The organism is Streptomyces sp. NRRL S-118 (assembly GCF_000716335.1).
Classification (GTDB): domain Bacteria; phylum Actinomycetota; class Actinomycetes; order Streptomycetales; family Streptomycetaceae; genus Streptomyces.
Map to the genome: position 1 here is coordinate 7143 of NZ_KL591034.1, position 21890 is coordinate 29032.

17 protein-coding genes and 2 pseudogenes are annotated in these 21890 nt (G+C 72.6%); 11 read left to right on the forward strand and 8 right to left on the reverse strand.

What is annotated here, in order from left to right:
• Both IH00_RS44630 and IH00_RS0134205 read left to right on the forward strand, forming a co-directional pair.
• Positions 1 to 166 (forward strand): annotated as a pseudogene (locus IH00_RS44630) (3-oxoacyl-ACP reductase); the annotation flags it as partial.
• Between the two features lie 457 nt (positions 167 to 623).
• Positions 624 to 1244 carry a hypothetical protein gene (locus tag IH00_RS0134205; RefSeq protein WP_324615814.1) on the forward strand — a complete coding sequence of 207 codons (621 nt, stop codon included), beginning with the start codon at positions 624 to 626 and terminating at the stop codon, positions 1242 to 1244.
• Here IH00_RS0134205 and IH00_RS0134210 read toward each other — a convergent pair.
• On the reverse strand, positions 1226 to 1681 hold the full coding sequence (locus IH00_RS0134210; protein WP_234335076.1) for a hypothetical protein: 456 nt from the start codon (positions 1679 to 1681) through the stop codon (positions 1226 to 1228). The two genes, IH00_RS0134205 and IH00_RS0134210, sit on opposite strands and share 19 nt — an antisense overlap.
• Before the next feature lie 192 nt (positions 1682 to 1873).
• On the opposite strand from IH00_RS0134210, the gene IH00_RS0134215 reads away from it, so the two are divergent.
• Both IH00_RS0134215 and IH00_RS0134225 read left to right on the forward strand, forming a co-directional pair.
• Positions 1874 to 3076, forward strand: a complete 1203-nt coding sequence (locus tag IH00_RS0134215) for a hypothetical protein (RefSeq protein WP_078888115.1) — start codon at positions 1874 to 1876, stop codon at positions 3074 to 3076.
• Positions 3077 to 3288: 212 nt separating this feature from the next.
• Positions 3289 to 3504, forward strand: coding sequence for a hypothetical protein (locus tag IH00_RS0134225; RefSeq protein ID WP_199819867.1), 216 nt, complete (start codon positions 3289 to 3291; stop codon positions 3502 to 3504).
• Between the two features lie 259 nt (positions 3505 to 3763).
• Here the strand turns inward: IH00_RS0134225 and IH00_RS0134230 are convergent, their stop codons facing one another.
• Positions 3764 to 4948 carry an MFS transporter gene (locus IH00_RS0134230; RefSeq protein ID WP_031080076.1) on the reverse strand — a complete coding sequence of 395 codons (1185 nt, stop codon included), beginning with the start codon at positions 4946 to 4948 and terminating at the stop codon, positions 3764 to 3766.
• 100 nt (positions 4949 to 5048) lie between these two features.
• Between IH00_RS0134230 and IH00_RS0134235 the strand changes: the two genes are divergently transcribed.
• On the forward strand, positions 5049 to 6134 hold the full coding sequence (locus tag IH00_RS0134235) for a DUF5937 family protein (protein ID WP_031080078.1): 1086 nt from the start codon (positions 5049 to 5051) through the stop codon (positions 6132 to 6134).
• Between the two features lie 131 nt (positions 6135 to 6265).
• A complete protein-coding gene (locus IH00_RS0134240; RefSeq protein WP_031080080.1) occupies positions 6266 to 8536 on the forward strand; it encodes a FlgD immunoglobulin-like domain containing protein in 2271 nt (756 codons plus the stop codon).
• A gap of 154 nt (positions 8537 to 8690) precedes the next feature.
• Here the strand turns inward: IH00_RS0134240 and IH00_RS0134245 are convergent, their stop codons facing one another.
• The gene (locus IH00_RS0134245) at positions 8691 to 11384 is read right to left on the reverse strand and encodes an AMP-binding protein (RefSeq protein WP_234335077.1); all 2694 of its coding nucleotides are present in this window, start codon (positions 11382 to 11384) and stop codon (positions 8691 to 8693) included.
• A gap of 319 nt (positions 11385 to 11703) precedes the next feature.
• On the opposite strand from IH00_RS0134245, the gene IH00_RS0134250 reads away from it, so the two are divergent.
• The 3 genes from IH00_RS0134250 to IH00_RS0134260 are packed head-to-tail and all read left to right on the forward strand — an operon-like array spanning position 11704 to position 15364.
• Positions 11704 to 12723, forward strand: coding sequence for an iron ABC transporter substrate-binding protein (locus IH00_RS0134250; RefSeq protein ID WP_031080084.1), 1020 nt, complete (start codon positions 11704 to 11706; stop codon positions 12721 to 12723).
• Positions 12724 to 12725: 2 nt separating this feature from the next.
• Positions 12726 to 14315 carry an ABC transporter permease gene (locus tag IH00_RS0134255; protein WP_031080087.1) on the forward strand — a complete coding sequence of 530 codons (1590 nt, stop codon included), beginning with the start codon at positions 12726 to 12728 and terminating at the stop codon, positions 14313 to 14315.
• Complete coding sequence (locus IH00_RS0134260; protein ID WP_031080088.1) at positions 14312 to 15364, forward strand: ABC transporter ATP-binding protein; 1053 nt, start codon at positions 14312 to 14314, stop codon at positions 15362 to 15364. Before IH00_RS0134255 ends, IH00_RS0134260 begins: the two co-directional genes overlap by 4 nt.
• A 186-nt stretch (positions 15365 to 15550) precedes the next feature.
• On the opposite strand, the gene IH00_RS0134265 is transcribed toward IH00_RS0134260, so the two are convergent.
• The 5 genes from IH00_RS0134265 to IH00_RS0134285 all read right to left on the reverse strand — a co-directional run bounded on the left by IH00_RS0134265 (position 15551) and on the right by IH00_RS0134285 (position 18904).
• Complete coding sequence (locus tag IH00_RS0134265) at positions 15551 to 16030, reverse strand: iron chaperone (protein ID WP_039947717.1); 480 nt, start codon at positions 16028 to 16030, stop codon at positions 15551 to 15553.
• Between the two features lie 60 nt (positions 16031 to 16090).
• Positions 16091 to 16759, reverse strand: a complete 669-nt coding sequence (locus IH00_RS0134270; RefSeq protein ID WP_031080092.1) for a VOC family protein — start codon at positions 16757 to 16759, stop codon at positions 16091 to 16093.
• A gap of 5 nt (positions 16760 to 16764) precedes the next feature.
• On the reverse strand, positions 16765 to 17313 hold the full coding sequence (locus IH00_RS0134275) for a helix-turn-helix transcriptional regulator (protein ID WP_031080095.1): 549 nt from the start codon (positions 17311 to 17313) through the stop codon (positions 16765 to 16767).
• 129 nt (positions 17314 to 17442) lie between these two features.
• The gene (locus IH00_RS0134280) at positions 17443 to 17853 is read right to left on the reverse strand and encodes a VOC family protein (RefSeq protein ID WP_031080097.1); all 411 of its coding nucleotides are present in this window, start codon (positions 17851 to 17853) and stop codon (positions 17443 to 17445) included.
• A 283-nt stretch (positions 17854 to 18136) separates the two neighbouring features.
• Positions 18137 to 18904: a GNAT family N-acetyltransferase gene (locus tag IH00_RS0134285; RefSeq protein WP_031080099.1), complete on the reverse strand. Its 768-nt coding sequence runs from the start codon at positions 18902 to 18904 to the stop codon at positions 18137 to 18139.
• A gap of 797 nt (positions 18905 to 19701) precedes the next feature.
• Between IH00_RS0134285 and IH00_RS0134290 the strand changes: the two genes are divergently transcribed.
• Positions 19702 to 20979, forward strand: a complete 1278-nt coding sequence (locus tag IH00_RS0134290; RefSeq protein WP_158828101.1) for an outer membrane protein assembly factor BamB family protein — start codon at positions 19702 to 19704, stop codon at positions 20977 to 20979.
• Positions 20980 to 21061: 82 nt separating this feature from the next.
• Positions 21062 to 21691, forward strand: a pseudogene (locus tag IH00_RS41160) (IS5 family transposase); the annotation flags it as partial.
• Between the last annotated feature and the right edge of the window lie 199 nt (positions 21692 to 21890).

Below are 21890 nucleotides of genomic sequence, written 5' to 3' on the forward strand. Positions count from 1 at the left end.
GACTACGAGGGGCTGCGCGCGTACTGCCGCAGCAAACTCGCACCGAGCTCGGCGACGTTCGAGCTCGCCGCCGAGCTCGACGGCACCGGCGTCACGGTCAACACCCTTCACCCGCCCACCTCATGGACACCGATACGGGGTGCTGGAGTACGGCCTCCGCCCCATCGCGAACAATCGGGACGAGCCTGCGCAGGGCAGCTTCGGCGTGAGGTTGTCGACCACGCTTTGGCGCAGGTCATCGAGGACCTCATCGGCGTCCGGGACTGGACCGAGGCCGGCGTCTGGCCACCACCAGGACCACTCGCGAAGAGAAGTGCTCCAGACAGCGATTGCGCTTGCCGCACCAGCAGTAACTGGCTGCCGGAGGGAAGTTCATTCTGAAACGATCAGTCAGCCGATGGAGGCCCGTCGCTACCCGGGCGCCATGGTTCCCCTGGTCCCCGGCGAGCGTTGTGCGCCGCGGACCCGCCCCGCTTCCGCCGGCCACCTCCGTTCCACCTCCCGCCTACGCCGGACGACACGCTTCGAGCGGGATGTGGCGAGTTCACGCAACACGCTTCAGCGGGTCCTGACCATCTCCGATGGTCACTGTGTGTTCCCGAAACCGGTGTGAGTGAGGTCTGATGCGTACAGTCAGTGACATTCAGCACGTCAGTAGCAGCCTTCAGCCCGACCTTCAGCCCCGCGTCGCCCGTGGGCTGGACCGGCCCACGAAGCCCTCGGGCCAGAACCACACGGACGCCCGGAGCGAAGCCGGCAAGGCCATACTGCCGGCGCGCGTGCAGAAGGGGTACGGTCAGGGTGCCGCGGCCACCAGCACCTGCACGGTCCTGTACGACCCCGACGGACTGATCGAGTCCGGGATCCCCCTCGACCGCGCCCCGTTCGAGGCACTCGCCACCGCCGTGCTCAGCAGCGCGGACCCGGCGCTCCCGGCCGGTGACTGCCAGCAGATCGCACTCGCACTGACCGGCCACGCCCGGGCGGTGGTCACCGACCTCCACCACCGCGCCCGGCTTCTGCCCGCGGACGACGCCCGCCGCACACCGGCCGAGGCGGTCCTCGACGCGGCGGAGCAGCATCTGTCCGCACCGCTGCAGGGCACCGCGCACTGCGTCCGGAGCCGCGCCGCGCTGGTCCGTGCGCTCTACGAGCAGCTCGACCGCCTGAAGGGAACACCTCTCCGCACCGTCACCCCGGATGCCGAACGGGACCGGCCGGCCGGTCAGTCGGCACGGGACTGATGGAAGCCGGTGATGTTGAGCTTGATGCCGTCGGTGGTCTTGAGGGTGGTGCGGTGCTCGCCCGTGATGGTCTGGCCGGGCTTGACGTCGGTGGCGGGCTGAGACTTCCTGGCCACTCGGTCGCCCTTGGCGTCGACCGCTTCCCACTCCCAGCTGTAGGTGGCTGTGCGGTCGCTGTTGTTCTTGATCGTCCACACGACCCGGATGTCGCTGGTCCCCCCTTCCGAGCGGTCGCTGAGCTCGAAGCGGACCAGGTCCCCGCGCTCCTCGTCGCTCCGCTCGCCCGGCGTCGCGCTCTGCGTCTGCCGGGTGGTGGGCTCGCCGGACGGGGTGGGGGTGGTGCTCGGGTCGCCGGCGCACGCGGAGCCGAAGACGAGACCGGTTCCCACGGCCACCGCAGCGATCACCGGTCCCACCCGGCGCTGGTGCTGGCTCATGACAGGCTCCTCCTCACCTCCATAGTGCGCCGGTTCCCCCTTCCGTACCTCGCCCGCGGCCCCGGACGTCGCCGTGGGCCCGCCGGACCTGCCCGACCTGCCGGGCCCGGCCGGCGTACCGCTGTCGGCCCGCCCTGCACAAGTGGGAGGCGGGCTGCCGGGGCCGCGATCTAGCATCCCGGGGTGCCGGACATGGAGACGCTGATCCCGTCGGCCGGGCGGGCCGACACCGACGCCCTGCGCGCGTACGACGCCGACGAGCTCGCCCGGTACGTGGCCGAGCCGTCCCACCCCTGGTGGCGGCGGACGGCCTGCGCGCAGGCGCTCGCCGGACGCGTGCCGGAGGCGTGGGCCGGCGCTCTGCTCGACCGGGTCCGCGACGCCGGGGACGCGGGGGAGGTCCGCAGGGCGTTGCTGGACATCGTCGGCGGCCGCCCGGAACTGCTGCCGTGGCTGCGCCACGAGGACCGCCGCCTGGAGACCTCGTACGGCATGCCGGAGGCGTTGGTCAGGACCCGCGGCCTGATCGGCGACCTCACCGTGGCCGGGGAAGCGGCCACCCTCGCGGCCGACCCGTGGCGGCACGGCCAGGAGGCTGGCGAGGCGGCGCTGGACGCGCTCGTCGAGCGCCATGGTGCTGAAGCCGTCATGGCCCGCCTCGGGGAGGACCGGCCCGAGGACCGGCTCTTCCGTCTGCGGATGCGGTTCCGGGCCGGCGAGGACGTGACGTACGCGCTCGCCGACCCCGACCGGCTGGTGGCCCACCGTGCCCACACGCTGGCCCACGACGCCGGACGCCTCCGGTCGTACCTCACCGAGGCCCCCACGACCGAGGCGAGGCTCTGGGCCGTCCTCGCACTCCACGAGCTCACCGAGGACGTGGACGAGACCCGAGCGCTGTACGAGGCGCTGGGCCGCCCCCGGGTCGAGGTCCCCGGCCTGGACGAGGAGCTGCGCACGGCGATCCTGCACGAGCACGTGTCCTGGAGCGAGCGGCTGACCGACCCCCGCTGGCGCGTCGAGGCCCTGTGCGCCGCACCACCCGCACGCCACGACGTGGAGGGCTGGCTGCGCCGCGCCACCGAGGCGCTCACCTCCGCGGGCTTCGCGCCGAAGCCCCCCGTGCACTGCGCGGCCGAGTACCGGCAGGGCGACGGGACCTACCACATCATCGAGTTCGACGACGGCGACAGCGAGGTCTGGATCAGTACCCTCGGCCGCTTCGCGATCGCCCGCGAGGGCGGGACCGCGGCCCGCCCGGTGCTGGAAGCGGCGGGCCTGCGCTGGATCGACGAGATGACCGAAGCCGTCGAGGTCACCGGCCTGCACGTCTACTACTTCGGCCGGCGTGCGGAACTCTGCGTCGACACCCTGCTGTTCTACTGGCAGGACTGACGGTGCGACAGGAACGGAGGCAGGCCGTGCTCGTCACCCACGACCGGGTGCTGCGGGAGTCCTTCTCGGGCGACCGCCTCCACCTCGTGGCGGGCCGCCCGGCGGCGCCCTGACCGCGGACCCGGACGCGCAAGCTCAGGACTTGCTCAAGTCCGGTTGGATCGCAAGCCCCGATGGGCATCGTCCCCGCACACACCACGCGGCACGAACGCGTGACCGAGACCCACGGGGGCAACATGACCGACTTCCTGCTGATCGCGGGCTTCGCCGCGATCGTGATCCTGCTCGTCATGTCGAGCGGGCGGAAGAAGACGAAGCGCCGGCGCGGCCGTGGGGGCGGCGACGGGGGTGGCGGCTGCGGCAGTGGCGGCTTCTCGTGCGGTGGCGGGTCCTCCTGCGGCGGCGGCGGAGGCGGTGGCGGCGACTGAAGCGCCGCATCATGGCGGTGCATGCGGCGCGCGGGAGGGCGGACGGTGGGCGACGGCTCGGGACGGGCCCGCCGGGGCCGCCGGACAGCTCCGCGAAGTGAGCGGCGGCCGGCGGAGCGAGGTACGTGACCGCGCGGCGGTCACGTACCTCTTGGGACCGGGCCGGCCGGACGCCCGCCGAAAGCTCCGGGCCGCTGCCATCGGGCTCGTCTCCCGGTGGCAGCGGCCGGTCCGTTGTGCCGCACGCACCGGATCCGGCTCACTGGGCGACGGCGAAGGAGGAGAGGAGTGTCGCAGCGGCGAGGCTGCCCCAGAGGGCGGCCGAGCCGTGGGGCGCGAGGGTGGTGATGACCACCGGGGAGACGGCGAGGCCGACGCCCGTGGAGAGCTCGAAGCGGGCGAGGGCACGTCCCAGGACGCGGGACGGGGCGAGGGCGGTGACGAGCGCGGTGGCGCTGCCGGCGTAGATGATCTCGCCGAGGGTGCAGATGACGGACACCGCGGCGACGGCCGGGGCGCCCCAGCCGTGTCCCAGTGAGGTGGCCGCGAGGAAGCCGAGGTAGGACGCGGTGAGGATCACGCCGGCGAGAGCCAGTACGGCCCGCCGGGAGAAGCGGGACATCAGGACTGTGACCGGAACCTGCAGGGTGACCACCAGCACGGTGTTGGCCACGAAGACGGCTGCCGACCACACCGGGGACGCGTGCAGTTGTGTGACCAGGATGAGAGGCAGCGCGATTTCGGGAACATTGAGGCAGAAGGCGTAGATCACGTTGCCGGCCAGCAGAGCGCGCATCCGCGGTGCGGGCCCGTCGGTCCCGTCCTCGGCCGGGGCAGTGGCCGGCTGCGCGCGGAGGCGGACCGACCACGCCAGGGCCGCCGCGGCGAGATGGGCGAGCCCGGTGACGGCTGCCAGCGCCTGCAACGCGGTGGTGCCACCCGCCAGGCATGCGGTGGCGATGAGCGCGCCCGCGCCCAGGCCCGCGTTGCGCAGGGCGCGGCCTGCCGCGAGAACGGCGTCCCGTTCCCGGCCGTGGGCGACCGTGGCCACGAGCGCCGCATGGGCGGCCGGCCACGCCTGGTTGCCGATGCCGAGGAAGAGCGCCGCCGTCGCGAACAGCCAGACGTGCCCCGCCGGGGTGGCCAGCAGCAGCACGACGCCCAGCACCCGCACCAGCATCGACGCCGCCACGACCGTGCTGCGTGCGCCCCGGTCCAGCCATCGGCCCACCACGGGCATGCACACCAGACCCGCGACGACGGCGACCGTCATGGCGGTGCCGGTGACCGGCGCGGATAGCCGCAGCACCGTCATCCCGTAGAGCAGCAGGAAGGGCCGCAGCAGGCCGGTGCCGAGCGCGTCCACGGTCAGGGCGACGGCGTAACGGGGGCCTCCGGAGGCACGGACGAGGGCACGCGGCTCGATCTTGGTGGTGGTTGCCATGGCGCTCACGGTGCGGCCGGCCGCCGGGCCCGGCACGTGGGTTGACGGACCCCGTCAACCGGCGCCGTCAGCGGCCGGTCCCGTCGGTGATGATGAGGGGATGACGCTGAGGATCGACATCGGCGGCCTGCCGTCCGAGCGACTGCGGTTCGCCGCCTCCCCGCTGGCCGAGCTGACCGCGATGCTGCACGTGCTGGCCGAGCCCGGGCATCATCCGCAGCTCGCGGACTGGGCCGCGGGTGTGTGGGCGGGCCTGCGGCCGGAACTGGCCGAGCGGTTGCGGGAGGCGGAGTTCCTCTGGCGTTCCTCCCAGGCCGACTTCCTGATTCCCGCCCGGCCCCGGCCGACCCTCGCCGAGGAGCTGGACGACGTGGACCGGATCGACGACGAGACGTATGCGACCGCCGCGCTGGTCACCACGTGCGGGACCCGCCGCGCCCACCCCGCCGCGCCGTCGCCGCTCACCGACGCGACCGCGCGCGAGCGGGCCCTGGACCTGGCCCAGGCGCGCGGCGCGCGGCAGGAGGCCTTCGCGGAACGGCTGCTCGGGGATCCGGCGGCCGTACGGGCGCGGGTGCGCCGCACCCTCGAGCACTGCGCCGAAGCCTTCTTCGACGCCGCCTGGGCAGAGGCCGCCGTGCATCTCGCGACCGACCTGCGCCTGAAGAACGACCTGCTGAAGCGCCAGGGCATCGGGGCGGCACTCGCCTCGGTATCCGGCGCGGTCACCCTCGCGCCGGACGGCGACTGCATCATCGTGGACAAGCTGCAGGACAAGGCGACCGCCGCCCACGGCGCGGGGGTCACCTTCATCCCCAGTGTCTTCAACCGCCCGCACCTGGTGGTGGTCCACACGCCCGGGTGGCCACCGGTCGTGCAGTACCCCGTGGCCGAGCCGAGCCCCGCGGAGCCGGCGTCGCTGGAGACGGTCACCCTGCGGCTGGAGGCACTCGCACACCCTGTACGGCTCCGGCTGCTGCGCACCCTCGCCCGCGGCCCGCACACCACCGGTGAACTGGCCCACACCTGGGAGCTTTCACCCCCGGAGGTCTCCCGCCACCTCGCCGTCCTGCGTCGCGCCGATCTGCTCTCGGCCCGACGGCACGGCCGCTACGTGCGCTACACCCTCAACCTGCCCGGCCTCACGGCGCTGGGCACCGATCTGCTGGCGGCCGTACTGCGCTGAGTGCCCACTGCCGTGACGCCCTTGCGGCACGATCGTCACACGTTTCCCCCACAACTCGCCTTCCTCTGTGTATGGTTAACCGAGTTCACACCTCGACGTGCAACGTAAAAGGTTAACAAGAGGGGGGTCAGGTGTCCCATCACCTGCGCACGACCAGCCGCCGTACCCGGCGTACCCGCTGCACCGCCATCGCCGCCGTCCTCGCCGCGGGGCTGACGACCGTCCTGCCGGCCGGCACGGCTCACGCCGCTGAAGCGGCCGAGATCCTCATACCCGCACCCGACGCCTACGGCGACGGCACCGAGACGGTGCTGGCGACCGGCAGCCAGGGCGTGCTGCACCACGAGGGCGGCGGTTACCTCTGGACCACGACGTACAACCGCACCACCAAGCCCGTCCCGGCCCTCGACGGCGTCCCGCAGGCGGCCATCGTGCGCGGCCACGACGAGTACAACCGCGTCACCTACACCCGGCCGCGTGAGGACGGCGGCACGGACGTCGTGCGGGTCGGCATCGAGGACCCGCGCTTCACCAGCACCATCACCGTGCCCGCCGGATACCTCAACCCGCGCATCGCCAACGGCTGGGTACTCGCCACCGTCGACCAGGGCGACGGGACGTACCAACTGCGCGTGGCCCGCGGCGGCGACCCGGCGAACGACCCCGTCGTGCAGCTGCCCGCCGGAGCCACCACCGGCGCCGAACCCCAGCTGCTCGGCGCCTACTACAACCAGCTCGTCATCGGCTACCGCACCGCCGACGGCACCCCGGCCTACGGCATCCTCACCGCGTACAACGGCAGGGTCGCCCCGCTGCCCGTGACCGGCGAGGCCGGCAGCTTCCGCATCACGCAGACCACCGTCAGCTGGTTCTCCCGCAGCGGACAGCCCGGCGTGCGGGTCATGCCCTTGGGCAGCACGGCCGCCCCGCGCGTCGTGCCGCTCGCCACGGGGTCCGCCGACAGCGCGGTCACCTCGTTCGTGATCGGCGACAACGTGCTCTGGTACGAGGGCGACGGCGGCCCTCTGCGCCTCACCCCCTTCGCCGGGGCGGAGACCGAACGGACGCTGCTCAGCGACGTCGAGCAGGCGTTCCTGCGTGCCGAGGGCACCGGTTCCCTCGTCGCGCTCGGCAAGGACGCCGACGGGAAGCGCGCCGTGCACCACTACAGCGTGGACGGCCTGGGGCTCGTCTTCGACCTGCCGCTGCGCCAGGTCCCCCGTACGAAAACGGCCGACGGCTCGATCGGGGCGCTGAGCCTGGACCGCGGGCGGCTGCGGTACGTCAACTCCCTGACCGGCACGGAGACGTTGCACGGCAAGGACATCGGCACGGGACTCGCCCCGGCCGACGGCGCGCCGCTCGCCGACTTCCCCGGCATCGCGGCGGGCCGCTTCGCCGACGGCACCGACGAGGGTCTGGCCAGGCTGGTCGCCGACCCGGACACGGGTGCCGACGTGCTGGTGACCGGCGACGACCCGGCGAAGCCGGCGGACAGCTTCCCGCTGCCGGGAAGGAACGGCCGCATCCTCGACACCGCACCGGAGTTCGTGGTGTACGAGGCGGGCGGACAGCAGTACGTCGTGGACACCGCTCGCGACCTCGTCGTCCGGCAGCAGCCGGCCCAGGCGGCCGTACTGGACCAGAGGAAGCTGTTCAAGCCGGCGCTCAACCAGCCCGGCAAGGTGAAGGTCATCAACCTGCACACCGGAAAGCCCACCGGAACCCTCGACCTCGGCTCCGCCTGCGTCCCCAGCGAGCTGCAGCACAGCGGCTCCCTGCTGTACTGGAGCTGCGCCTCGCAGGACGCGGCGGGCGTGCGCGACCTGTCGACCGGTCGCACCTTCTCCGCACCGGCGTCCGGCGTCCTGCTCGGCGACCGCTTCCTGGCCCACCGCGACGCGTCCGGCGCTCTCCGCCTCACGGCCCTGCAGGCGGACGGCGGCACGGCGGACCTGGGCACGGTCACCGGACTGAAGCAGCCCGCGGACGGCGATGGGCGCGGCACCACCTGGACCCTCGACCCGGGCGCCGGCAAGCTCGCCTGGGTCGGCGCGGACGACACCGTCCACGTCACCGCGCCGCAGCACGCGGTCTCTCCGCTGCGCATCGCCCGTACCGCCGCGCCCCGCACCGCGGCCGGTGAGTGGGCAGCCGCCTGGTGGCTCTCCAAGCCGGCGGCATCCTGGCAGGTGACGCTCACCCGCCGCGCGACGGGCGAGACCGTCCGCACCTGGACGGGCGAAGGGACCCTGAGCGCCGTACGGATCACCTGGGACGGCACGTCCCGGACAGGCACCCCGGCGGCGACCGGCGGCTACACCTGGCGACTGACCGCCACCCCGGCGGACGGCACGGGCCCGGACGCGACGGCCTCGGGCGTCGTGAAGCTCACCGGGTGAGCGCGGCAGCATCGCGCCGTTCCACGTGAAGGCCGGCCCCTTCCCCGCGTTCCTCGCGGGGGGAGGGGCCGAAGCCCTGTCCACCTCCCGACAGGCGAAGCAGAAGGAAGCGGGCAGCCCGCGCCGGCGTCCCGGCGGTCCGCCCGCGCCGGTGTCACCGCCTGCGGGTCGCGGCCCCCTTGCCTCCGTCCCGGCCGTTGCCGATACGTCCGGGCGCTCCGAGGCCGGGCCCGCGGACACCGGCCGGGACCAAGCGGCTCAAGTGCGGCAGGCGCGGCAGCAGCAGCGGCAGCGCCGGCAGAGCCGGCAGCGAGGGCAGGAGCGGCCGGCCCCGCATCAGGCGCGTCACCGCGGTGGCGTAGGCGATGCCGAAGACGAGGGAGGCCACCAGGGCCAGGGGCTCGGAGAAGTCGTCGAGGAGCGGGTAGACCTGCCAGTGGGTCAGGTAGATGTACATCGAACTGGACGCCACCAGGCCGGCCACGCGGTTGACCCGCTCGTGGCCCGGCAGCGTCGGGAGCCACACCAGCAGGGTGAACCCGACGACGACGAACGCCTCGCGCCCGGGCTCGCCGGGGAAGAAACCCGGCACGGTGAGGACCGCCGTCGCGGTGACGATCAGCCGGTGCACCACCGTGCGGGACTTCGACGCCGCCCAGCCCAGGGCGAACAGCCAGAAGACGGTCACCGCGTCCGTCATGTGGGAGCGGTCCGGAAGCCCGGCGAGGTCGTAGCGGGTGAGCAGGCCGAGGGCCACCAGGGCGAGGGGCAGTCCGTACGGGAAGCGCCTCTCCGCCCGGTCCGCGGCGGGCAGCGCGAGCAGGGCGACGACGGCGATCAGGATGTAGACCAGGGCCTCGATGAACCACAGGTGGATGCCCGACCCCATGTCCAGCGGCTTGAGGGCGTTGTGCAGGAGGAACAGGTTGGTCAGCGTGTAGTCGTCGCTGATGAGGAGGGCGAAGGCGATCCAGGCCATGCTCGGCAGGGCGATGCGCGCGATGCTGCGCGAGGCGTGGTGCACGCGCCGGCGGCGTCCCGCCGTGGTCAGGTGGAACCGGGCGAAGTTGAATCCCGCGACGGTCAGGAGCAGATGGGCTCCGCCCCTGATGTCGAACAGGGATATGTGCGAGCCGACGATGCAGAAGATCGCCGCGGCGCGCAGGGCCACACCGGTCTCCAGGGCGCGGTGCCGGGAGCGGCCGGGCCGAGCCGACCGCTCGAGCGCGCGGATCGGCGTCGTGTGCCAGTCCTGCGGCAGGTGACCCAGCCGCTCCTCGAGGTTGACGGACATCTCGACGTACGACAGCGAGTCGCCGCCCAGACCGACGAAGGTGCTGTCCTCGGTCACGTCCGTACGGTCGAGGACCCGTGCGTAGAGCCCGCACAGGTCCTCTCCGCCGGACCCGGCTCCCACCCCGCCGGGAGCATCGGGCGCCGCCCGGGCGGCCAGTTCGCGGACCGCGCGGTAGTCGGGCTTGCCCGTGGGGAGGCGAGGCAGGTCCGCCAGGATGTGGACGCGCACGGCGCGGGCCGGCAGCTCGCACGCGCCCGCCACCAGTCCGCGGATCCGCCGCGCGTCGGACTCGGGCACACCGGTGGCGGCGACGGTGAGCGCCTCGTCGTCCCCGGTGCACAGGGCCGTGATGCCACGGCGTTCGAGCGACGCCTCGATCTGCTGCGGATCGATCCGCAGACCGAGGATCTTCACGAACCGGCTGCGCCGCCCGACGATCTCGTACAGCCCCTCCGGCGTACGCCGTGCGACATCGCCGGTGCGCAGCTCGTCCGTCGTCCGGCCGAGAGCGAGGTCGTCCGGGGTGTGCGCGTAACCCAGCATGACGTTGCGGCCGGTGTAGACGAGCTCCCCGGCCGAGCCGTCGGCACAGGGCAGGTCCTCGACCGGTTCGAGCCGGAACGCCCCGCCCGGCACCGGCACTCCGATCGCGCCGGGGTGTGCGGCGGCCAGATCAGGGGGCAGGTACGCCATGCGGGCCGTCGCTTCGGTCTGCCCGTACATGACGAACAGGTCCCAGCCACGCCGTGCACCCAGGTCCGCGTAGCGGGCCACCTTGTCGGGAGCCAGGCGGCCGCCGGCCTGCGTCACGTACCGCAGGTGGGGGAGGTCCATGCCGGCGAACCCGACGCGGTCGAGGAGGTCGAACGTGTACGGGACGCCGGCGAGGGCCGAGCCGCGTGCCGTGCGGAAGAGGTCCCAGAAGCAGGAGTCGGCCACCGACAGGCCGGTGAGGATGAGGCCGGCGCCGCGCAGCAGGTGGCTGTGGACGACGGACAGGCCGTAGCAGTAGGAGAGGGGCAGGGTCGTCGCGGCGCGGTCGGTCTCGCGTATGCCGAGGTACGCCGCGATCGACTCCGCGTTCGCCTGAAGGTTGTCGTACGAGAGACGGACCAGCTTGGGTGACCCGGTCGACCCGGAGGTGCTCAGCAGCAGGGCGAGGTCCGGGTGCAGCGTGTGGGCGGAGACGGTGCGCCGCTCGTCGAGGATCCACGGTCCGTCCGCCGGCCGGACGACGACATCCGGGTCGTACGCGGCGGTCAGCGCTTCCACCGCCTCGGGGTGGTCGCCCGGTACGAGGAGTACGGGGTGTCCGGCCGACAGCGCCGCGAGGTGGACGACGAGGGCTTCGACGGTGTTGGCACCGGGCAGCAGGACGAGCCGGCGATGGGGGCCGAGACGCAGAGCGGTGTCCGCCACCCGCTGGGCGAGATCACGGTAGGAGAGCGTGCCGTCGGGAGTGATCAGGGCCGCGCGGTCGCCATGGGCGGCGAGGCCCTGGGCGAGGGGGAGCGTCATGCCGCCGGGAAGCGGTGCGGGGTGGTGCGTCACCCGCGCATCGTAGGTAAGCCTCTCCTTATCCGAAAGGGGGGAAGTGCGGCCCGCGCGGGGCGGCCGAGCGACGGTGCGGCCGCCCCGGCGGCCAACCGCTGGGAGCCGTGGGGGACTTGGCCCGGCGGCCGCCCGGCGCACGCGCAGGACGCTGGTTTCCGCGACCAAGCTGTGATCTCGTACGCCCTTGACCCTTAGGTAAGGATTACCTTATGAATGCCGTGTTCCGGTGTCTCCCGGGACCCATTCGCCCGCTCACCCGTGGGGGCGCCACGCCCTGATGACCGCAGCGAGCACGGCAGGAAAGGCATCACCCCCTATGCGACGCCCCCTGGCACGCACCCTCACCGCGCTCGCCGCCACGGCGCTGCTCCTCCCGGCCCTCGCCGGGTGCGGCGACGACGAGCCGGCCGGTCTCGTCATCTACTCCGGCCGCAACGAGAACCTGGTGAAACCGCTCATCGAGAAGCTGGAGAAGCACCTCGGCACCCGGGTCGAGGTCCGCTACGGCGACAGCGCCGAACTCTCGGCGCAGCTCCTCGAAGAGGGTGACCGCACCGAGGCGGGCCTCTTCCTCTCGCAGGACGCGGGTGCCCTCGGCGCGCTGTCCAAGGAGGGGCGCCTCGCCCCGCTGCCCAAGTCGACGCTGGACAAGGTCGCCCCGGCCTACCGCGGCGCCGCCGGTGACTGGACGGGCATCAGCGGGCGCGTCCGCGTCATCGGGTACCACCCCGACAAGGTGGCCACGCCCCCGGACAGCGTCCACGACCTCGTGAAGCCGGAGTGGAAGGGCCGGATCGGGTACGCCCCGACCAACGCCTCCTTCCAGGCGTTCGTCACCGGCATGCGCGTCCTGGAGGGCGACGACGCCACCCGCACCTGGCTCAAGGGCCTCAAGGCCAACGACCCCAAGGCGTACGACAACAACTCCAACCTCATGGACGCCGTCGACAAGGGCGAGGTCTCGCTCGGCCTCCTCAACCACTACTACTGGTACGAGAAGGTCGCCGAGAAGGGCGAGGAGAACGTCGACGTCAAGGTCCACTTCCTGCCCAAGGGCGACCCCGGCGGGCTGGTCAACGTCGCCGGAGCGGGCATGCTGAAGGGCGCCGACACCCAGCAGAGCGCCTACGCGCGGAAGGCCGTGGACTACCTGCTCTCCGCCGAGGCGCAGACCTACTTCGCCGAGGAGACGAAGGAGTACCCACTGGCCGCGGGCGTGCCGACGGCCGACGGAGTGCCGCCCCTGGACTCCCTGGAACCGCCGAAGATCGACCTGGGCAGGCTGGAGTCGCTGAAGGAGACCCTGGCGATGCTCCAGGACGCAGGAATGGTCTGAGCGTGACGACACCGGATCCGCGCGTCCCGACGCGTCGCGATTCCCGCCCGGCTGGCGCCCCCGCGCCCGCCGGGCGCTCGCACACCGCGCGCCGACCGCCTCTGCTCCTGGCCCTGTTCGCCGGCGCGGCCGCACTGCTCGCGCTCCTGCCGCTCGGCTACATCGGCGTACGGGCCCTGGAGCGCGGCCCCGCGTTCGCGTGGAACGTCGTCTCCGACCACAGGACCGGGCTCCTGCTGCTGCGCAGCCTCGGACTCGCCGCCACCGTCGTCACCGCCTGCCTGGTGCTCGGTGTGTCGCTGGCCTGGCTCACCGTCCGCACCGCACTGCCGGGCGCGCGCGCCTGGTCGGTGCTGGTGACGCTGCCCCTCGCGGTGCCCAGCTACGTGGCGGCGTTCGCGTGGCTGTCCGCCGCCCCGGCCCTCGTCGGCTTCGCCGGCGCCGCGCTCGCGCTGACCCTGGTCAGCTTCCCGTACGTCTACCTGCCCGTCGCCGCCACCTTGCGGGGCATCGACCCGGCGCAGGAGGAGGTGTCCCGGGCCCTCGGGCACAGCCCGCTGCGGACCTTCCTGCGGGTCACCCTTCCTCAGCTGCGCCCGGCCGCCGGCGCCGGCGGACTCCTCGTGGCGCTCTACGTCCTGTCGGACTTCGGTGCCGTTTCGCTCATGCGGTACGACACCTTCACCCGCGGCATTTACACCTCGTACCGGGCCAGCTTCGACCGCACCCCCGCCGCCGCGCTCAGTGTGGTCCTGGTCGTCATGACCGTGGCGCTGGTCTTCGCGGAGGCCCGTACCCGCGGCCGCGCCGGACACTCCAGGACCGGCACGGGCACCGCCCGCCCGGCATCCGACGCCCCTCTCGGACGCCTGCGCCTGCCCGCCCTGGCGTGGTGCGGCGCGATCGTCACGGCGGCCGTCGGCTTCCCGCTCGCCGTACTCGGCTACTGGCTGGTCGTCGGGACCTCCGCCACCTGGGCTCCCGCCACCCTCGCGGACACCGCGCTCACCACGCTCGGCGTCGCGACCGCGGGCGCCGCGCTCACCACGCTGCTCGCCCTGCCCGTCGGCGTGATCGCCGCCCGCCACCGCGGCCGGACGGCCCACCTGCTGGAACAGTCCGCGTACGCGGGACACGCGCTGCCCGGCATCACCGTCGCCCTCGCCCTGGTCTTCTTCGCGGTCCGCTACGCCCGCCCGCTCTACCAGGAACTCCCGCTGCTGGTGTGCGCCTACGCCGTGCTGTTCCTGCCCGTCGCGGTCGCCGCCACCCGGGCCGCCGTCCTGCAGGCGCCGCCCGTGCTGGAGGACGTCGCACGCTCGCTCGGCCGCTCTCCGCTGCGGGTGCTGCGCGAGGTCACCGTGCCGCTCGCCGCGCCCGGGATCGCGGCGGGGACCGCCCTGACGCTCGTGGTGTGCATGAAGGAGCTCCCCGCTACCCTGCTGCTGCGCCCCACCGGCATGGACACCCTGGCCACCCGGCTGTGGACCGAGACCGGCACCGGCTCCTTCGCCGCGGCCGCCCCCTACGCCGCCGTCCTGATTCTGCTCGCCGCAGTACCGTCCTACCTCCTCGGAAGGCACCGCTCATGACCGACCTCCAGATCGCCGGAGTGGTGAAGGGATACGGCTCCGGGGAACGGGTCCTGGACGGGCTCGACCTCTCCGTGCCCGGCGGGTCGCTGGCCGCGGTCCTCGGCCCGTCGGGATGCGGCAAAACCACCCTGCTCCGCGTCATCGCCGGTTTCCTGCGCGCCGACGCCGGCACGGTCACGGTCGGCGGCCGCACCCTGAGCGCCCCCGGCACCCACCTGCCGCCCGAACGCCGCCGTGTCGGTATCGTCCCCCAGGAAGGCGCGCTGTTCCCGCACTTGAGCGTGGCCCGCAACGTCGCGTTCGGCCTCACCGGCGCCGACCGGGCGGCCCGGTACCGCCGCGTCGGCGAGATGCTGGACCTGGTGGGCCTCGGCGGCTACGGCGACCGTATGCCGCACGGCGGCCAGCAGCAGCGCGTCGCCCTCGCACGCGCCCTGGCACCGGAACCCCAACTGGTGCTGCTCGACGAGCCGTTCAACGCGCTCGACAGCGCGTTGCGCACCGGGGTGCGTGATGACGTCCGCGCCGCCCTGCGGGCCACCGGCGCCACCGCCGTACTGGTCACCCACGACCAGCAGGAAGCGCTCTCGACCGCCGATCTCGTCGCCGTCGTACGAGGAGGCCGTGTGGCGCAGTGCGGCACTCCCCAGGACGTCTACCACCGCCCGGCCGATCCCTGGGTCGCGGATTTCGTCGGGGACGCCGTCATCGTCACCGGGACCGCCGACCAGGGCACGGCGACCACCCCTCTCGGCCGCGTTCCGCTGGCCGCACCGGCACCCGGCGTGCGGGAGGGGCTGGTGCTGCTGCGCCCGGAACAGCTGCGGCTCGCCGACGCGGACGGTGCGGAGGCCCACGGGACCGTGACCGAAGTGCGCTTCTACGGTCACGACGCCATGGCGAGCGTCGCCGTCGACGGCCTGGACGCACCGGTCGACGTCCGCGTTCCCGGCCGGGCGCCCGTGCGGCCGGGCCAGCGAACCGGCCTCCGCGTGACGGGGGAGGCCACGCTGCACCCGGTAGAGACCCCGGGCTCCTGCATGTGACCACAGCCGCACACCAACCGCGGGGAGCAGCGGGCGTTCAGGTCTCCCGTTCTCCGCCGCCGGCCCCTCGCCGGGCCGGACGAGTGAGGCCGGGAGCGAGAAGAGGCCGGGCATGCGGTACGCAGGGTCGCCGGGAGACTCTTCCACCGCACGGCCGGTTCGCTGCTGGTCCTGTTCCGGCCGGCCTCAGCCCACCGCCTTCCTGACCAGCGCGCTGATGAGCTGTTCGTCGGCAGCGGTCAGCTCCTTCAGGGCGTAGGCGGTCGGCCACATGGTGCCCTCGTCGAGCATCGCCTGGTCGCTGAATCCGAGCGTGGCGTACCTCGACTTGAACTTCTGCGCGCTCTGGAAGTGGCAGACGACCTTGCCGTCCCTGGCGTAGGCGGGCATCCCGTACCAGAGCTTGGGCGTGAGGTCCGGAGCGGCGGCCTTGACGATGGCGTGGACCCGCTCGGCGAGGACCCGGTCCGCCTCCGGCATCTCGGCGATCTTCGCGAGCACATCACGCTCTGCCGCCGCATCCTTCTCCGCCCGCGAACCGCGTCGCGTCGCCGCCTTCTTCTGCTCCTGCGCGTGCTCCTTCATCGCGGCCCGCTCCTCGGCGGTGAATCCGTTGTACTGCTCGGCCGTGCCGGAGTTCGCGGCGGACGACATCGTGTGCTGCATGGCTGTTTTCCTTCCGTACAGGGATGAGTCGGGTCGGGGCGGGAGTTCAGGGCCGGGAAATCAGGAGACTGCGGACGCCGTGGACGGCGCGGGGGCGGGCGACGCGGCGGCCTCCCAGGCGAATCCGTCCGGGTCGGTGAAGGAGCCGGCGGTGCTGCCGAGGACGACGCGGTGCGAGCCGGTGCCGCCGGCGGGGATGCCGAGGTCCTTCGCCAGGCCGCGGCGCTTGTACAGCGCCAGCTTGACGGGGCTGGGCCGGCCGGAGGCGAACTCGGCGTACTTGCCGCCGAAGCTCCTGGCCACGGTCATGCCCCGGCCGACGTAGAACTGCTTGCTTGCCTTCACGTCCTCGACACCGAGCAGAAGGACGATCTCGCCGATCTCGCGGGTGGCCGGGCCGGTGTCCTTCTTGGCCGAGGTCGCGATTTTCCAGATGGTCCCGTCCGGGGCCTGGACGACGCCGCCGTAGCCCCACAGCGACTTCGCGGCGGGCTTGAGCACCGTGGCGCCGGCGTCCACGGCGGCGCCGAGGAAGCGGTCGACGGTGGCCGGCTGGGACACCGTGAGCGCCAGGGTGAAGCCGCGGAATCCGGTGGAGTGCGCCTCGGAGGCCCGCAGGCGTATGTACGTGTCCACCCCGAAGGCGGCGTAGAAGCGGTGGGCGGCCTCGGGGTCGGCCACCTCAAGAGTGACCGAAGCGACGGACGTGGTGGATGCGGTGGTTGCCATGGCTGTCACGCTAGAGGCACCCCGGCGGCCGGGGCTTCTCGATTCCTGACCGGTCTTGCCACCTGCTCCGCCACGCACGCCGGCATCCCCTCCAACGTGACCGCAGGCCCCGCACCACCGGCCGTACCTGCGGCATCGGCACGGTCGGCCGCCGCATCCGCCGCATCCGCCGCATCCGCCGCATCCCCCGCACGGCGCCGGAAGGCCCCGGGCGGCATGCCGACCAGCTCGGTGAAGCGGGTGGTGAACGTGCCCGGCGACGCGCAGCCGACCGCGAAGCAGACCTCGGTGACGCTGAGATCACCCCGCCGAAGCAGCGCCGTCGCGCGCTCGATGCGACGCGTCATCAGGTACGCGTACGGCGACTCACCATAGGCGGCCCGGAACTGCCGGCTGAGGTGCCCGGCGGACATGTTCACGTTGCGGGCGAGCGCCTCCACATCCAGCGGCTGCGCGTATTCCCTGTCGATCCGGTCGCGGACGCGGCGCAGCCGCGCGAGATCAGCCAGGCGCTGCGCCTGAACCCGTGCACGCCGCCACTCGGGGTGACACATGACAACACTCCCCTTCTCTCAGTGATGACCGGCTGCGCCGGAGCCGACCGGCCCATGCCGGTGCGCCGCCAGCGCTGCTGCAGGCGGTCGCGATGCCGGCCCGCACGGCCGCATCGATGCCCGCACGGCTCAGCGAAGCTCCTGAATGCGGACCAGGTTGCCCGCGGGGTCGCGGAAGGCGCAGTCCCGGATGCCGTACGGCTGCTCGGTCGGCTCCTGCACGACCTCCGTATCACCGGCCTGCACCTTCTCGAACGTGGCGTCGAGGTCCGGGGTGGCCAGAAGGATCCAGCCGTAGGTGCCCTTGGCCATCATCTCGGTGATGGTGCGGCGCTCGTCTTCGGTGACTCCCGGGTCGGCAGCAGGCGGCGCCAGAAGGATCGACGTGTCGGGCAGACCGGCCGGGCCGACCGTGATCCAGCGCATCCTGCCCTGCCCGACGTCGCTGCGGACCTCGAAACCGAGGACGTCGCGGTAGAAGGCGAGCGACGCATCCGGGTCGTCGTGCGGGAGGAAACTCGTGTGAATGGTGATGTCCATGACGGGCAGATTAGGGGCGGCTCCGTACACCGCGCTTCTCGATTCCTGACCGACCCGACACGCTCGTACGTGCACCGGCAGGTCACCCGGAGCGCACTTCCCGTGACATCGCCCCGACGCCCCGTCAGTCAGCCCGTGACAGCGCAGGCTCAGCGCCGGTCTCTCGTTCGGTGTCGCGACGCACCGACTCCGACCGGCTCGTCCGGCCGGGGAGCGACGCCCTCGTCGACCGGCTCAAGATGGCGGCGGCCGCAGCCACTTGTCCGTGGCTGCGGCCTACCGGTCAGCGTCGCTGCTCCCCGGGCAGTGCGAGGTAGAGGCGTGTGCCCTGCGGCCGGTAACCGACGCGCTCGTACACGCGGCGGGAACCCTCGCCGGAGTACTCCAGCCAGACGGAACCGGCGCCTGCGGCGAACATCGCCCGCGTCACCGCGGCGGTCACCGCGCCGGCGACGCCACGGCCGCGGTGAGCCGGGCGGGTTCCCACGCCGGACAGTTCAGCCGTGTCCTCGGCCGGTGGAGTGCAGGAGGCACCACCGGCGCAGCCGCCTTCCGGGGTACGGACGAAACGCACCGCCCCGCCGCCCTGCTGCGTGCGCCGCAGCCGGGCCGCGCCCTCCGCCGAGGGGGCGAAGACACCGCCGAAAGCCTCGGCGAGCGCGGCATCCAGTTCGGCGTACTCCTCGTCGGTCGCCGGGGTCTCCACGCCCGGGGCGGGGACGGACCGGGGGACCGTCAGCCCGGACGGGGTGCAGACGAGGTACTCGTGCACCGCCTCCGTCTCGAAGCCCGCCGCCCACAGAGCCGGCGCCGCACCGGGCGCGGCCCCCGGCGCGAACTCCAGCCGCGGCATGAGCCCGCGTTCCGCGAACGCGCCGATCAGCGCCGTGACGTCCTGCTCGGTCGGCTCGGCTCCGGGCAGCGGGGTCGCGTAGTTGAGGTGGGGACTGGCTGTGTCAGGGGTGAAGCCCGCGACGAAGCCGCCGGTCTCGACGACGACGGGCCGGCGGCACAGATTGGCGACCGCGAAGTTCTGGACCTGTGTGTCCATGGTGGGTTGTCACCTCACGACATCTCAGGATGAGCCCACGACGAACTCGATGAGTTCGGGGGCAGGAACGAGTGGGTGCCCAGGGCACCGCAACGTGGGACCGCCGTACGGGATCGCGCGTGGCGGACCGAGCCGGCCGACCGCTGTGGAGCGGGCCGCTCAGTGCCGACGGCGGCCGCTGGGGGACGCCGGAATCATTGGCTCTCGTTCCTCACCATGAGTTTCGTCCGCACAGTCGCGGAACGCGTTCACCGTGCCACGAGCGGCAGGGGCTGGCAACGTGTTTTCCCGATCGTTCCTCCTGGCGGGCGGCGGCCGTTGGACGGGACCGCGCACCGCGCTTCCTGGTACCGGCGGTGGTGCGCGGTGCCGCAATGCACGGGACTCCCGCCAGGCGCGGTCATCGGACCGGCCGAGTGCGGTGACCGCCGACGCCGGGTTGTCGTGGCCGCCGCTCGGGCACCCGGCGGCGGGTGTACGGCACCGGGCGGTCGCCGGGCTGCGGGTTCTGGACCTGATGGACGTACCGCGCCTGGCGACTCCGGGCCGGGCAGCGTGCGGGCCGGCACCCGGCGGTGGACGATCACCGCGGGAACGCGGAGGCCGGCGAGCTCCTCGACCGGTGCGAGCGCCTGTTCAGCGACTTCGTCCTCCGGCGGCGCAAGCCGGAAGCCGGTTCGGGACTCCTAGGGGGTGTTTCAGAAGTGAATAGAGGTGTGGCCCGGTCATCCTGCTCAACGCGAGCGATTGGCGAAGCGCTCGCGTTGAGGCCAGTACGTGTGCAGGGGGTGCTTCCTGTGATCGTCGTGCCCTTTACGCTTCCCTCGGCATCGGTTTTCTGGGGTGGGAGACGCATGTACGAGGACAGGGCGCCGGATTCGGTATGGCTTCCGAAGCGGCGGCTGCGTGCGCTAAAACCGGTGTGGGAGGCCCGGCACGGCGGTCGCGCCGATTCCGAGGCGCTGGGTACCTGGCACTGCAATGGGCTCGTCGTCAGGGCCGCCTTCGATCGGCTCCGGGCCTTCGACACCGGGACCGGTGAGCAGCGCTGGGCCTGGGAGGTACCCGGCCGCGACGTGCTGTCGGCCATGGCCGACGAGGTGGTGGACGGTGTCGCGTTGCTGGCCCACTGGCCGGACACCTCCGACGGTCGGAAGGACGCCACCGTCACCGCCCTCGACGTGACATCGGGCAAGGAACTCTGGTCGGCACGGCAGAACCTCGAGAAGCTCTGGCCCGGCGCCTCCGGTCTCAGGCCCGGCACCGTTGCCCTGTCCGGAGAACGAGCGATGGTCGCCACGGGAGCGGGCGTCGTCGCCCTGGACATGAGGACGGGCCGATCGGCATGGACCGTGCCGCACGGCCGAACGGACGAGGCTCAGATCCGGGCCGCAGGGGATCGGCTCGTTCTTGTCACGCGGCGGGCGGGCACCACCACCGTCAGGTCGGTGGATGCCGCCGACGGCACAGTGCGCTGGAAGAAGCCGATGCCCGTCGACGGCCCCGTCGCGCGGGTACGGATCGTTGCCGCGGACCCCCTGCTGCTGGCCGTCGAGGGCGAGGGCCGTCGCGGCCCGAACTGTGTGCTGCGACTGGACGCGGACGGCAATGCCGTCGCGGAGATCTCGTCGGCCGACGACACCTCGATAGCCCCGTACGCCTCCTGGGTCCTCGCCGACGGACGACGCCGGGTCACCTGGGCCGGGGACACGCTGATCGCGTTCGTCAGGTTGCCGGGGTACGACCACCTTGCCCGTCTCGTCGGCTTCTCGCTGTCGACGGGCCGGCACCTGTGGACGTGGGACGACGGCCGGGGCATCGACGCGCTGGCCTGCCATCGTGGTCACGTGGTCGCGCTGCGCCACTACGAGGATGAGCAGGAGGGGCAGCATGTCGCGTGGCGATGCCAGGCACACGTGCTCGACCCCGCCGATGGCCATGAGGTGGCGCGGCGTCGCCTGAAGGTGACACGGGACGAGCCGTACACGATGCACCTGTACGGCAACCGGATGCTCTGGGTCAGTAAGGAGGGCAGGCCCGGCACCCCGCCGGTGAAGGCCTTTGATTGGCGCTGAGCGCGGGTGGCCGATGCTCAGCCGATTGAGCCCTTCAGCCACATTCGGAATGAAGTGATCTTGATGTGTCAAGATCCACTTTATGGGGAGGCGTGATCTGACGAATGCGCAGTGGGCGAAGCTGGAGCCGTTGCTCCCGGTCGGGAAGAGGCCCGGACGGCCGCCGGTGCACACCAAGCGGCAGTTCATGGACCGCATACGCTGGCGCACCCGCGCTGGTGCTCCCTGGCGGGACGTGCCCGAGCGGTACGGGCCGTGGGAGACGGGCTACGGCCTGTTCCGGCGTTGGCAGCGGGACGGCACCTGGCACCGCATTCTTCGAGCAGTTGCAGGCCCGGGCCGACGCCGAGGGACTGATCACCTGGGACGTCTCGGTGGACTCGACCATCGTCCGCGCCCACCAGCAAGCGGCGGGTGCCCGCGAAAAGGGGATCTGCAGGTCGAGCCGCCAGGCGGTGTCTTCACCGAGCCCGACGACCACGGGCTCGGACGCTCCCGGGGCGGGCTGACGACCAAGCTCAACCTGGCGGTGGAGCAGGGCCAGAAGCCGATGTCACTGGTGATCACGGCCGGGCAGCGCGGTGATTCCCCGCAGTTCCAGGTGGTCTTGGGCCGTATCCGGGTGCCCAGGCTCGGGGCGGGCCGCCCTCGCAGCCGGCCGGCCAAGGTTCGCGCCGACAAGGCGTACAGTTCCGCGCGAACCGCGCCTACCTGCGCAAGCGCGGTATCCGCTGCACGATCCCGGAGAAGCGCGACCAGATCGCCAACCGCGAGCAGCGCGGCCGGCCGCCGAAGTTCGACCAGGCCGACTACAAACAGCGCCACGCGGTGGAGTGCGGAATCAATCGCCTCAAGCGGCACCGCGCGGTCGCCACCAGATACGACAAGCGCGCCGTGCGCTACGAGGCGAC